The sequence below is a fragment of the Dolichospermum sp. UHCC 0259 genome, assembly GCF_009711935.1.
GTDB lineage: Bacteria > Cyanobacteriota > Cyanobacteriia > Cyanobacteriales > Nostocaceae > Dolichospermum.
Window position 1 is genome coordinate 1 of record NZ_VIKX01000299.1, and the last position, 13,816, is coordinate 13,816.

Below are 13,816 nucleotides of genomic sequence, written 5' to 3' on the forward strand. Positions count from 1 at the left end.
CCCACCTTTGGTTGTTTATTAGTATTTTTATTACAGGGGGCAGAGGAGCAGGGGGCAGGGGGCAGGGGAGCATGGGAGCAGAGGACTAGGGATAATATTGATATTTTTCTTGCCTCTTGCCCCTTGTCTCTTGCCTCTTGCTAATCACCCATTATCCATTGCCCATTACCCATCACCTATTACCTATTTTGCAGCATTACGATGCTTCTGCAATTCACTTCTTAATAGAGCGATTTCTGCCCTTAATTCGTCAATTTCAGTCTGTAAGTCTACTGAATCTCCCCCAGATGAACTATTACCTGTAGTTGTTCCAGTTGCAGACGATTCTGCCGCTCGATTAGCTCGTGCCATCACTTCTTCTGTAAACTGGCGTAGTTGCTCTTTAGCTTCAGCATCAAATTTGCCTAGTTCACTCAAAGCATCAGTCAAGGCGACTTCTACACGCTCATTAATCACTTCAGCTACTGCTCTGCCTACGAAAAAGGCTTGCACAAGGGGATTACTCATAAATTTTTGTAAAGTTGCTCCGCAAAAAGAATTATAACCTGCATATAGCCCGTAATGCTTCTATCTGAAAGTTTTCTCAAGGACTTCTCACTCAAAAAATATCTCACTCCTGAGTATAAATGTAAGGGTTTAGCAAAAATGCGTTGAAACGCACTATGATTTAAATAACAATCAAAATTCAATACTGTTCGGTTAAGAGTTTTTGTAGGTTGGGTTAAGCGACAGCGCAACCCAACAAATGCTTATAAATGTTGGGTTTCGTTCCGATTGCTCCGCGAACGTTTACGTTCCACAACCCAACCTACATAATTCTATTTTTTGAGATTAACCAACAAGTATTGAATTGAAATTCATCTTACAAATATCAAAAATAAACCAAAAACAGTCGGTTTTAACCGACTTTAGCTATGAGACAGGGAATTTATTCCCTGGATTTGGAAACTTCTGGAACTTCTGGAACATCAATTAAAATTAAGTATATTTAAATGTTGTGGTGTATCTATGTCTAGACTTCTGGTAACTCAATATCAAGCCGAAGTAGAAAAAATCATTCAATATGGTGGTTCTCGCAAAGAAACATCTATTCGTGTCGCTTTTCAAAATCTCCTCAATGAATATTGCAAACCGAGAGATTTTTTACTCATTCCTGAATTAGATTATAGATTACCAAATGGTAAACTTGTTTATCCAGATGGCACAATTAAAGATGCTTTGCGGTTAGATTGGGGTTATTGGGAAAGTAAAGATCAATATGATAAATTAGACGAAGAAATAGAAAAGAAATTAAATAAAGGCTATCCCAATAGTAATATTTTATTTGAAGATTCTCAAACTGCGGTTTTAATTCAATCTAGCACAGAAACAATGCGTGTATCTATGAAAGATGCTGACGCAGTAGATGGAATTATTACTAATTTTATTAATTATGTCCGTCCTGAAGTTAAGGATTTTCGGGAAGCTATAGAAATTTTTAAGCAAGATTTACCCACTGTACTAAATTCTCTCAGAGATTTGATAGATAGTCAAGGGGAAAATAACACATCTTTTCAAACTGCGCGGGATAAGTTTTGGGGAATTTGCAAAGAATCAATTAACCCAGAAATCAGTTTATTTGATATTCGGGAAATGATGATTCAGCATATTTTGACGGAAGATATTTTCATCAATATTTTTAATGAATCGCAATTTCACAGAGAAAATAATATTGCGGGAGAATTACAAGGTGTAATTTCTACCTTTTTTACGGGAAGCGTTAAGAAAAATACTTTGGGAACGATTGAAAGATATTATGCAGTTATTCGACGCACTGCGGCTAATATTTATAATCATCAAGAAAAACAGAAGTTTCTTAAAGCATTATATGAGAATTTCTACAAAGCATATAATCCCAAAGCTGCGGATAGATTGGGAATTGTCTATACTCCCAATGAAATTGTTAGGTTTATGATAGAAAGTACAGATTTTCTAGTTCATAAACATTTTGGGAAGTTGTTAGCAGATAAAGATGTCGAAATTTTAGATCCTGCGACGGGAACGGGAACTTTTATTACTGAGTTGATTGATTATTTACCAAAGCAGAGTTTAGAACATAAGTATAAACATGAAATTCATTGTAATGAGGTGGCAATTTTACCTTATTACATTGCAAATTTGAATATTGAATACACCTATAAACAGAAAATGGGTGTGTATGAGGAGTTTGAAAATATTTGTTTTGTGGATACTTTGGATAATACATCTTTTGCGGGTAAGCAATTGGATTTGTTTGCTATGAGTGTGGAGAATACCGCAAGAATCAAAAGACAGAATGATAGAACTATTTCGGTGATTATTGGTAATCCTCCATATAATGCAAATCAAGCTAATGAAAATGATAATAATAAAAACCGATCTTATCCAGCAATAGATCAATTAATCAAGGAAAGCTATGTAAAATATAGCAATGCTCAGAAAACGAAGCGATATGATATGTATTCTCGTTTCTTTCGTTGGGCTACAAATAGGCTAAATGAAAACGGAATTTTAGCTTTTATTACTAATTCTTCTTTTATCCATTCAAAAGAAGCTGATGGTTTTAGAAAAGTTGTTGCTGATGAATTTAGCGAAATTTATATTATTGATTTAGGTGGAGATATTAGAGCAGGAGATAAAACTGGTAATGTATTTAATGTCCAAGTAGGAATAGCAATTAGTTTTATGATAAAACAAACATCCTCTAAACGGTTACCGTGTAAAATATTCTATAACCAAATTTTTGGTTTAAATACTGCTGACGCAAAACTAGAATATATTGCTAAATCTAATTTTTCTGATATTTGTTTTGAACATATCACACCTGATAATGATAACAACTGGGTAAACCTTTCATTTAATGATTTTGAATCTTTGTTGGTTTTAGCTGATAAAAATACTAAATCTACAAAAATTGAAGCTGAAGAAAAAGCAGTATATAAATTATTCTCTTTAGGAATTTCTACAAATAGAGATGAATGGGTTATAGATATTGACTTACATAATCTTAAATCAAAAATGATATTGTTTACTGATTTTTATAATAACTACAAACATGAAGAAGGAACAGAGTTTGATTCCTGTATTAAATGGTCAAGCAATTTAAAACTTAACTATCTACAATCAAAGAAAGAAAAATTTGATGAGAATAGAATTGAATTTATTTTTTATCGTCCATTTTGTAAATTTATTATTTATAAGTCTAATATATTTTTGGATAGAGTTAGTGGAGCAGATGAAATTTATTTACAAACACCAGAAAATAAAATAATAACATATTCATTTGGGCAAAGATCCAACTTTTCTGTATTAGCTACTAAACATCTTTTTAGTTTAGATATTTATCTTCCTAATGCAACAAAATGTATTTCCTTATACCGTTACGACAAAGAAGGAAAACGCATTGATAATATAACCGACTGGGGACTAAAACAAATTCAAACCCATTACCAAGATCCAACAATTACCAAAATAGACATCTTTCATTATACCTACGCAGTCTTACATAACCCAGCTTATCGCAGCAAATACGAACTTAACCTCAAACGCGAATTTCCGCGTTTACCATATTATGAAAACTTCCAAAAATGGGTTAACTGGGGAAAACAACTCATGGAATTACATATTAATTATGAAACAGTCACATCTTATAAATTAACCCGTCTTGATCTTCCCTTAAAAGACAATCAAAAAACACCCAAAGCAAAACTCAAAGCCGATAAAACCAAAAATAGTATTATCTTAGATGATCTCACCACATTAGAAGGTATTCCGAAAATAGCTTGGGAATATATGCTGGGTAATCGTTGCGCGTTAGAATGGATTTTAGATCAATATAAAGAGAAGAAACCAAAAGATCCAACAATTGCGGAAAAATTCAATACCTATCGTTTCGCAGATTACAAAGAACAGGTAATAGATTTATTAATGAGAGTCTGTACCGTGAGTGTAGAAACAATGAATATAATTAGAGAAATGGAATAGTCATGTATTCTGGTAGGTTGCGTTAAGCGACAGCGCAACCCAACATCTTAATAAGTAGTCTAAAATTAACATAGTCTAAAATTAACATGATGAAAATAATAATGTCTGAATCAGGATAACCAGGATTTAAGGATTTATAGGATGAATGATTTTTGCTGAATAGGATAGCTGTATATTATAATTGAAGAATAATTTGAACTATCAGAGATGCAGTTTGAGTGGGACGAAGCGAAAAATTTAGAAAATATCCGTAAACATCAGATTGACTTTGAAGATGTTTATAAAATCTTTGAAAGTCCAATGCTGATTGAGGAAGATGAACGTTTTGACTATGGTGAAGAAAGATGGTTTGGTATTGGTTTTTTAGGAAATGGAGTCGCTGTAGTTGTTTGGACCGAAAAACAAGGCAATGTAATTAGAATTATTTCAGCACGAAAGGCAAATCGTTATGAACGAAAAAAATTTGAACAATATCTCACGGACTAATTGGCAAGCATTAGATTCAATGTCAGATGAGGACATTGACTATTCTGATATTCCACCATTAACTGATGAGTTTTTTGAAAAAGCAACTTTGCAAATTCCCGCAGCACAAGCCAAAAATGTTATTCAATTAGAACCTGATATCATAGCTTGGTTTAAAACCCAAAATAAAGACTATCAAACAGCTATTAATCAACTTTTACGTCGTCATATCGAAAGTAGCAGTAATCAAAAATCTGCTTAATAATGTAGGTTGGGTTAAGCGACAGCGCAACCCAACAACTGCTTTAATGAACTAATAATAAAAATATCTGAATCAGGATGTCCAGGATTTAAGGATTTACAGGATGAAGAGATTAAATATTTTTGACAATCACCAAATTTTGTGTATATAAAAATTCTGGGAATGATGATAAAAATATCTGAATCAGCATAAATAGAATTACATTACTTTCAGCATCAAATATTTTATTCAGCAATCCCATATCCGGCAAATCTACCCATATAAATCCAAATCCCAACAAAAATCCTGTACATCCTTAAATCCTGAAAATCCTGATTCAGAAAATAAATGACCTTCTTTAAGCCACTCCATAATCTGTATATGGACGTTTATAAGGGGGATGTAAACCTAACACGATATCTTCTCTGGGAACACCCATTTTTACTAAATCTTCGGCGGGATTTTCTTCTGTTAAATTCTGTTGTAACCAAATTTTGACGTTTTTAATATCGAAGTGAATCACAGTCATATACACGCGATTTAAATGTTCCCAACCAACATTCATCCACTGATAATGGTCGCGTTCTGTATCAAAGATAAGTTCTACATCTACTTCGTTAGTGCAAATATCATCTTTGGCATAATTTGTTAGTAAGGTTTGAATATATTTTCGATATTTAGCTGTGTTATCCATTCTATAATGATCTCATTATCTGGTTCGTATATTATTACCTCACGAATCAACTTTAAGTTTTGCTAATATCTCTAAGCATTTAAGATAATTTTTCATATCTTCCAAACTTTTTGTGAGAAAAAAACCATCGTTGTTCATTATATCAAGTCGACTGTCTTGATTGTCAAGCGATCGCGCAACCCAACAAAAGATTTAATAATCACGTTTAATAATGTTGGGTTTCGTTCCTCAACCCAACCTACGTAATGCTATAATCAATAAATAACGACTTGGTATCATATCATGATGATTACTCAAGAATTAGAATGTAAAGAAAACATCTCTCAAGATGTGATTTTTCCCCCCAGTGATTTATATAGTGATGAACCTCCCGTGGAAACAGAACTACATTTAAGACAAATAATTCTCCTTTTCAAATGTCTAGAATGGTTGTGGAAAGATAGATATGATTTCTATGCTGCGGGAAATCTCACAATTTACTATAGTCCTAATCAGAAAAAATCAGAATATTTCCGAGGTCCAGATTTCTTTGTTGTGCTAGGAACAGAACGCAAAACCCGTAAAAGTTGGGTAGTTTGGAATGAAGACGGTAAATATCCCAATGTAATTTTAGAAATTCTCTCACCCACTACAGCGAATACAGATAGAGAATACAAAAAAGAACTTTATCAAAATACTTTCCGCACACCGGATTATTTTTGGTTTGATCCTTATACACTAGAATTTGCAGGTTTTCATTTATTAGATGGAAAATATCAACCTCTAGAAGCAAATGAAAAAGGACATTTATGGAGTGAACAATTAGATTTATATTTGGGAATTCATGAGGGATTATTGCGGTATTTTACACCAGAAGGAAAGTTAGTTTTTACTCCTGAAGAAACCGCAGAACAGGAAACCCAAAGAGCAGAAATACAAGCTAAAAGAGCAGAAATACAAGCTAAAAGAGCCGAAAAGGAAGCGAGAAAATCAGAACGTTTAGCAGCAAAATTGCGGGAGTTAAATATAGATCCTGATACAATTTAATCTACAATTAAACTTTTTTATCTCACCGAGTAGGATTATAGCCTAACATAGAAACAGGGTTTATAGCAGATGGCGCGGCAAAGTTATACTTCTAATCACACTTTTCTGCTATTCTCAATTTAGCAGAACGAGAACGGGGATTTTCTTTAATCTCTTCTTCTGTGGCAATTATGGGTTTTTTCGTCAATACTCGCAATGAAGGGGAATTTCTCAAACCATGTTTAACTGGTCTGTCCTCTAAACTGTGAAAGCTGATTATGGCGATTCTTCCTGCGGGAATTAGCGCGTGAGGTGCTTTTTCTATTAAGGTTTCTAGGACTTTTAACTCGTCGTTGACAGCAATTCGTAAGGCTTGAAAAACACGGGTTGCGGGGTGTATTCTCCCATGACGATATTGAGGAGGTACGGAATAGGCGATCGCATTTGCCAATTCTGTAGTAGTATTAAATGGGCGTTTTTCAACTATTCTTCTGGCTATTCTGCGAGAAAGTCTCTCTTCACCATATTTAAAGAAAATATCCGCTAATTCTTGTTCGTCCCATTCATTGATAATATCTCCAGCAGTGAGGGATTGTTGCTGGTTCATTCGCATATCTAAATTTGCGGTATTTCTAAAACTAAAACCTCTTTCTGGGTTATCTAAATGATAGGAACTTACTCCCAAATCGGCTAAAATTCCATGATAGGTATTTTCTGGAAATTGGTAATTAGCAAAGTTGCTATGAATAAATTTAACTCTATTACCAAATTCTGCTAGATTCTCTTTTGCTGCATTTAAAGCATCTTCATCTTGGTCAACTGCGGTAATTTTCACATCTTCAGCAGTCTCTAATATTAACCGACTGTGACCACCACCACCAACGGTTAAATCTAAATAATTTCCACCCGGTTGGATATTTAAACCTGTAATCACTTCTTGACTGAGAACAGGAATATGGGAAAACGTAATTTCTTCTAAATCTATGGGTGTTTGTGAATCTGATTTCATTATTAAATTATTGAGAGTAAAATTAAGAAGCAAGTTTGGCGTTTATAAAACTGAAGATTTTTTCTAATTCTAATAAACCTGCTAGTTCTGGTTTTTCATCAGCATTTAGCAAATTTTCTTTATTCTTTTCTAAGAGTTCTTCTAAACGAATCTGTAACTCTTCAGTAAAGGAAAAAGGACGAAATTGATCTGAAAGATTCAGATTTATTCCATTTGGTAGCCAAGATGAGGGTTGTTTCATTAATTCTTTCATAAATATCTCCTTAATTGACAATTTTGCTTAACTAAGTTTAGATAATACTTTTGATTTATTAAAATGTAAGTGTTTTTTGCTTTTTAATTACAGAATTAAGATCAATTCCTTTCCAATCTTTAAATAATTCAGCAATTTGTTCAGGTGTTGTAAAGTTGTCTGTAAAATATTCAAACTTACCACTATCAAGATTGAGGAAAAAACTCAAAAAACTACAATGATCTTTTGCACCAAAACCAAGCGGACAATCAACACGCCAATTATCTATACTTGTTCCATATTCTTTAATAATTTGACAAATCTTATCAATTTTAGAGGATCTTTGAAAAGTTTTAAACGAAAATAATTCTTTTAATTCCTTACTAAGAAAACTAACCCCACGAGGGTGAACTGATGAAAAACTATAGCCGCGATTTTTTCTAATTCGGTGGAGTCTCAATTTAGAATTTTCATCCACCTTATTAGTAGAATATTTTTGGCATAATTCTAGTAATTCAAAAGGATTTTTACCGATTTCACAAAATAACTCTATTGCTTGATAGGTTAAATTGGTAGGACTATATTTAAAATCAATCAATGATTGACAAATATCTAATGCTTCAACAAACTTTTGTTTAGATGTTTTATTCATTTTTGTTTATCTCCTTTAGTTATAATTATAGACCAAGGGTATTCATTTTGAGCTATTTTATGAGCATCTAATTGATTCATACCTTGATTAATTACCAATTCAGATTCCCGAATTCCATGCTTTAGTAAAACCTCATCACTATCAATTTCTTCTCCTAACACCATTCTTTCCCAACTTTGAGCCATACGTAAATCAGGGATAAATTGATTTTGTAATACTCCCTTACCAAAAGCATACTGTTTAGCTCTTTCAATATCCTCAGAATTTAATTGATACCGATTGGCTATTTTGAGAATATCATCTTTTGATTCTATAATTTTATCATAAGCTTTCATAGCTTCTTTGAGATATTTTTTCTCATATTGATTAAGATATGACCATCTATCAGTAAGAGAATTTTCTTTATTAGGTTGATTGGGGTTAGATGCTGGAATATTAGACAATTTCTTAACGAAGATTTATGATTTAAATTCAAATAAGATTTTCCGATGATATTATAACGGAAAACTGCCATATTTTTCAATGATTTGATCAATATCTTCTATAATCTTTACAGTCTCCGATATTATAGAAATAATATTTTGATAATGACTAATATCATCAAAATTCAACCTTCTCCCTTTTCTATCTTTTAGCCATTTTTGACAAACTTGATAACCACCAATGTAAAAATTCCAGATTTGCTGCGGAACTTGATCAAAATACTGTTCAGAATTTATCCAAATTTGTTGATGATTTTCATTATATTTAACTTGTTCGACAAGATCAGAACCAGGAATAGGATAGGTAGAAATTTCTGTTCCTGTTTCTTTCATTAAATGGTATTTTACTAATTTATCACCTTTGCTAACTAACTTCCAAAAAAGATGAGGATTTGAAGTTAAAGGAACACGGGGAAAATCAATCTTTAAAAATTCGGCGTAACGTTGACGGTAAATAGGAGAATGAAAGATAGCATAAATGTAATTAAAAATATCCTCTGGTCTAAAAGTTTTATTTTTATCTCCTTTTCCATCAAAAATAAATTCTAAATCTAGTTTTTGGGAAAATTCAATAATAAATTCTGGGGATAAATTCGGTTTACGTCCTCCAGGTGTATTAGTTGGGATAGAATCAAATAAAGTTGGGGTATCTGTTGGGTAAAGATAGAGAGGAAAAATATTAACTCCACCTCTTCTAAAAATATTAGTATCAATAGGTTGATTCGCAACTGATACCAAAGACCAGATAGAATCATTTACAGCAATTCCTTGACGACCTAAACCTAAACATAAATTATCTTTTCTAAAAACATGATCAAGTAATTCTCGTCTAGGTCTATCCATTATTATCTCACTATAATAGCAGTAACGCCAATCGAAAGGGCGATATAAACAACTAATTATTTTATCATTCCATTGATTATCTAAGCGAATTAATTGACGGACTTTATCTAATCGCCAATCTTGATGATCATGAATATTATATTTATTTGTATAATCCTCATTAGATAAATTAGTTTCTCGCAATTCTCTGAATTTTTGAGTAATGCTTTCTTCATCAAAATCAATAGCAAAATGATCTCGATGGGTTTTGATACCAGCAGCATTGACTAACATAATATCACTAACTTTCCATCCTTGTTCATACTCTGATGATAAACTGGTGTTTTGAGGGTTAAATAAATAAAATTTAGCTTCAGGTTTGACAATTTTCCAATCAGTTGAACTAATATCATTTTCAGCTAACCAATGATATTTACCCCCAACTAACTCTTTATTTTCATAAACTTCCCTTATACCCCATAAATCAGCATGATAAACCGGTGCTAATTTTTGCGGACTATGTTCATTTTTAATAAAAAAACTGATTGCTACACCTTGCTGAATATCAAAAACATTTTTATCTTGTAAACCGTCAGGACAAACTTCTTTTTTCTTGCTATTACCATGTAAATCTAAAACATAAATCTCATCAAAAGTTTGCATCAAATTTTGACGCATTCCCCGAAAAGTCGGATTATCTAAATAACCATGATTCGTAATTAAAGCCACAATACCATAACCCGTTTCAGAAACTCGATGTTGAGCAAAACGGATAAACTTTACATAATCATCTAATAATCCTTTGGGGTTTCTTTCTCCTAAAGATTTTCCGTCTACTTGATAATAATCCCTAACTAATCCCACAATCCAAGGGTCAGTATTTATAGATTCATAAGAATAGGGAGGATTTCCTAAAATTACCATTACAGGAACATCTTTTTTTATATCCTTTGCTGCTTCTGGTTCATCTCTAATTCTATTCATAAAACCATCAGCAGCAGGAATTTGAAAAGCTTCTTGTAAAGTATTAGTTAAATCAATTCTTAACCGTTCTTCAGAACTAAAATCATAACCCAATTCTTGCAACTGTAAACCTAACTTTATATGTGCTACAGTATAAGGTGCCATCAACAATTCAAAACCAAATAATCGAGGTAATAAATGTTGACTCACATAACTTGACCACATCCCTTTCTGAGATTTAAAACCATCATAAATATAATTAATAATATTGTGCATAAAAGTTCCCGTTCCCACCGCAGGATCTAAAATCAAAACTTGATGAGTTTCGATAGTTCCCTCACCTTGGGGATTGGGAATTTTAATCTTTTTAGAATCCGCTAAACCTTTACTAATATTAAACTTATGTTTGAGAATATAATCTACACTTTTAACAATATAATCAACCACAGGTTCAGGAGTATAATAAACCCCTCTTGATTCTCGCATTTTCGGGTCATATTCTGCCAAAAACGTTTCATAAAAATGGACAACAGGATCTTTTCTGCGAGTCCGTTTACCAAAATCTCTGAGAATTTCTGCCATTTCCGTTTGTTGGAGAATATTCGCTAAATTATCCACAGCCCAACTAATTCTTTCATCTAAATCAGATCCAGCTATTTGTCCAAAAATACTTCTTAAAAATGGGTTAGTTTTTGGTAATTTAAAAGCTGCTGTTTCCCGTGAAAAAGTCTGAGGATTATCAGTATTACATCGCGCTGCAAATAACCCATAACAAATAGTTTGAGCATACATATCTGCAAATTGTTCGACCGTTAAATCCTTAATTAATACTCGTTGAAATGACTCCAACTGCTGACGTAACATTCCCCCATTATCTACATCATGTAAAGCCGTTTTAATAGCATCTCTCATCAATTGCGCTAAACTAGCCATGCGTTTAGCTAAATCCTTCGGTGTTGTAACTTGGGGAACTTTAGCTAATAAAAATTGCCGCAAAAGTTGGTCAACTGCTTGTATTCCTTCCTTATCAAATTTGATTTTTTTATTTTTATCAATAGTTCCTAAAGAAGCAGATAGTTTTAATTCTCCTTGGACATACCAACGAAACTCCAAATAATCAGTTAAAATCAAATTACCCAAAGCCTGAAAATAACGCCCCATTTGAGCAGTTTTTTCCACATTTTTGAGAGAAACACCAATATCTTTAGCTTCAATATGACCAACATCTAAAATACCATTCTTTACCAAAAAATCCGGCGCACCGCAAGCAATTCTTTTCGGTTCATTAATAGCTTGAATACCAGAATCCAAAGACTCCATTAACCTCTTAAAAGCAGGACGATAACTATTTTCAGTAGCATTTTGTCCTTGGTAAACTTGATAAACTTCCTGAAAATAAACTTGTAAATAATTCATAATTTAACCACACCCCTGAAAAAACTCTGCTTCTCTTTCTCTGTGCCTGAAGCGCCTCTGCGTGAGCTAAAATTTAACTATAGATACTAATGAAGATAATTATAAATTAAATCTATGTTGCTACGAAGACAAAATCAGCAAAATCACCAAGACGTTGATACAATTTAAGGTTAGTCATCTGCACCGGGAAGATTTTTCCCATTCCCACACCCCAGGTACATGAAAAAAATCCAGATTCTCAATCCCTTATATATCAGGCTTACCTATAATAATTGAAGAAGCTGCACAAAATAAAACATCAAGTACAAAACCGACTCTGCTATTCTCTCTCCAATGTCACCCTGTAGAGATAATCTAGAAATTATCCCTATCAGCTAAATTTTGGCAGACAATAACGATCTGCTTGCAGCAGCGCTTCGCTATCGCCGCAAGTTAATCTAAGCGGGTCAATTTACAACATCCACAACGGGAGAACAGCAAAATCTATGAGTAGAATCGAAACCCGCACTGAACCGATGGTGCTAAACATGGGTCCTCATCACCCATCAATGCACGGGGTCTTACGCTTAATTATGACCCTAGATGGTGAAGATGTCGTTGACTGTGAACCAGTTATTGGCTATTTACACCGGGGAATGGAGAAAATTGCCGAAAACAGAACTACAATCATGTACGTCCCCTACGTCAGCCGTTGGGACTACGCTGCGGGGATGTTTAATGAAGCGGTGACAGTGAATGCACCAGAAAAATTAGCAGGTATCACTGTACCTAAACGCGCCAGCTATATTCGGGTGATTATGCTGGAATTAAACCGCATTGCAAACCACCTCTTATGGTTTGGTCCGTTTTTGGCTGACGTAGGCGCACAAACACCCTTTTTCTACCAATTCCGGGAACGGGAAATGATTTATGATCTGTGGGAAGCTGCTACTGGCTACCGCATGGTTAATCACAATTATTTCCGCGTGGGTGGTGTGGCTGCGGATTTACCCTATGGTTGGGTAGATAAGTGTTTAGATTTCTGTGACTACTTTATTCCCAAAGTGGATGAATATGAACGCTTAGTTACTAATAACCCGATTTTCCGTCGCCGGATTGAGGGTTTGGGAACTATTAGCCGTGAAGAAGCGATTAACTGGGGACTTTCTGGACCTATGTTACGGGCTTCTGGGGTAAAATGGGATTTGCGAAAGGTTGACCACTACGAATGTTACGATGATTTCGATTGGGATGTTCAGTGGGAAACTGTTGGTGATTGTCTCGCCCGTTATATGGTACGGATGCGAGAAATGCGCGAATCTGTGAAAATCATTCGGCAAGCGATCGCTGGATTACCCGGAGGACCCTACGAAAACCTAGAAGCAAAGCGGTTAATGGCTGGGAAAAAATCCGAATGGGATGCTTTTGATTATCAATTCGTGGCTAAAAAAGTTTCTCCTACTTTCAAAGTTCCCAAGGGTGAAATTTACTCCCGTGTCGAAAGTGGTAAGGGAGAATTGGGAATTTATTTAGTTGGTGATAATAATGTTTTCCCCTGGCGTTGGAAAATTCGCGCCGCAGATTTCAACAACTTGCAAATTCTACCTCATTTACTGCGAGGAATGAAAGTTGCAGATATTGTTGTTATTCTTGGTAGTATTGACGTAATTATGGGTTCTGTTGATAGGTAATTTTCTGTCAATTTCCGTAGGGGTAAAGCATGAGCTAAACCCCTACACATCTGGGTTTTTCGTAATTTTGTAAAAGTTTAAATCTCTTGCTAATATGTTAATTCATTTGTAGTTTTTCACTCTCCCCCCACTTTCGAGAGTTTATAGGGTAGGTAGAAGTAGG

12 protein-coding genes are annotated in these 13,816 nt (G+C 34.0%); 5 read left to right on the top strand and 7 right to left on the bottom strand.

All coding sequences use genetic code 11. From position 1 onward, the window contains the following. Positions 1–183: 183 nt before the first annotated feature. Positions 184–507, bottom strand: coding sequence for a DUF6825 family protein (locus tag FJR05_RS24280; protein WP_096669336.1), 324 nt, complete (start codon positions 505–507; stop codon positions 184–186). A gap of 501 nt (positions 508–1,008) precedes the next feature. Here FJR05_RS24280 and FJR05_RS24285 point away from each other — a divergent pair. The 3 genes from FJR05_RS24285 (at position 1,009) to FJR05_RS24295 (ending at position 4,729) form a co-directional block, all read left to right on the top strand. Next, entirely contained in the window at positions 1,009–4,002 is a 2,994-nt protein-coding gene (locus tag FJR05_RS24285) for a type ISP restriction/modification enzyme (protein ID WP_168646478.1), read from the top strand. A 207-nt stretch (positions 4,003–4,209) separates the two neighbouring features. Beyond that, positions 4,210–4,488, top strand: a complete 279-nt coding sequence (locus FJR05_RS24290) for a BrnT family toxin (RefSeq protein WP_096669332.1) — start codon at positions 4,210–4,212, stop codon at positions 4,486–4,488. Continuing rightward, positions 4,451–4,729 (top strand): BrnA antitoxin family protein, encoded by a 279-nt coding sequence (locus FJR05_RS24295; protein ID WP_096669330.1) that lies wholly within the window; start codon positions 4,451–4,453, stop codon positions 4,727–4,729. The genes FJR05_RS24290 and FJR05_RS24295 overlap by 38 nt, the downstream gene beginning before the upstream one ends. A gap of 337 nt (positions 4,730–5,066) precedes the next feature. Here the strand turns inward: FJR05_RS24295 and FJR05_RS24300 are convergent, their stop codons facing one another. Beyond that, positions 5,067–5,402 (bottom strand): XisI protein, encoded by a 336-nt coding sequence (locus FJR05_RS24300; RefSeq protein ID WP_168646479.1) that lies wholly within the window; start codon positions 5,400–5,402, stop codon positions 5,067–5,069. Positions 5,403–5,684: 282 nt separating this feature from the next. Between FJR05_RS24300 and FJR05_RS24305 the strand changes: the two genes are divergently transcribed. After that, a complete protein-coding gene (locus FJR05_RS24305) occupies positions 5,685–6,428 on the top strand; it encodes a Uma2 family endonuclease (protein ID WP_168646480.1) in 744 nt (247 codons plus the stop codon). 91 nt (positions 6,429–6,519) lie between these two features. Here FJR05_RS24305 and rsmH read toward each other — a convergent pair whose 3' ends face one another. Genes rsmH through FJR05_RS24330 form a run of 5 tightly spaced genes read right to left on the bottom strand, consistent with a single transcriptional unit; the run spans position 6,520 to position 11,983 of the window. Beyond that, on the bottom strand, positions 6,520–7,416 hold the full coding sequence (gene rsmH / locus FJR05_RS24310; RefSeq protein ID WP_168646481.1) for a 16S rRNA (cytosine(1402)-N(4))-methyltransferase RsmH: 897 nt from the start codon (positions 7,414–7,416) through the stop codon (positions 6,520–6,522). Between the two features lie 22 nt (positions 7,417–7,438). Next, positions 7,439–7,669, bottom strand: coding sequence for a hypothetical protein (locus FJR05_RS24315; RefSeq protein ID WP_148760870.1), 231 nt, complete (start codon positions 7,667–7,669; stop codon positions 7,439–7,441). Between the two features lie 58 nt (positions 7,670–7,727). After that, entirely contained in the window at positions 7,728–8,300 is a 573-nt protein-coding gene (locus FJR05_RS24320; RefSeq protein WP_168646482.1) for a hypothetical protein, read from the bottom strand. Beyond that, on the bottom strand, positions 8,297–8,743 hold the full coding sequence (locus FJR05_RS24325; protein WP_168646483.1) for a hypothetical protein: 447 nt from the start codon (positions 8,741–8,743) through the stop codon (positions 8,297–8,299). Before FJR05_RS24325 ends, FJR05_RS24320 begins: the two co-directional genes overlap by 4 nt. A gap of 51 nt (positions 8,744–8,794) precedes the next feature. After that, positions 8,795–11,983 carry a type ISP restriction/modification enzyme gene (locus FJR05_RS24330; RefSeq protein ID WP_168646484.1) on the bottom strand — a complete coding sequence of 1,063 codons (3,189 nt, stop codon included), beginning with the start codon at positions 11,981–11,983 and terminating at the stop codon, positions 8,795–8,797. 485 nt (positions 11,984–12,468) lie between these two features. On the opposite strand from FJR05_RS24330, the gene FJR05_RS24335 reads away from it, so the two are divergent. After that, positions 12,469–13,653 (top strand): NAD(P)H-quinone oxidoreductase subunit H, encoded by a 1,185-nt coding sequence (locus FJR05_RS24335; protein ID WP_168646485.1) that lies wholly within the window; start codon positions 12,469–12,471, stop codon positions 13,651–13,653. The last annotated feature ends 163 nt before the right edge of the window (positions 13,654–13,816 follow it).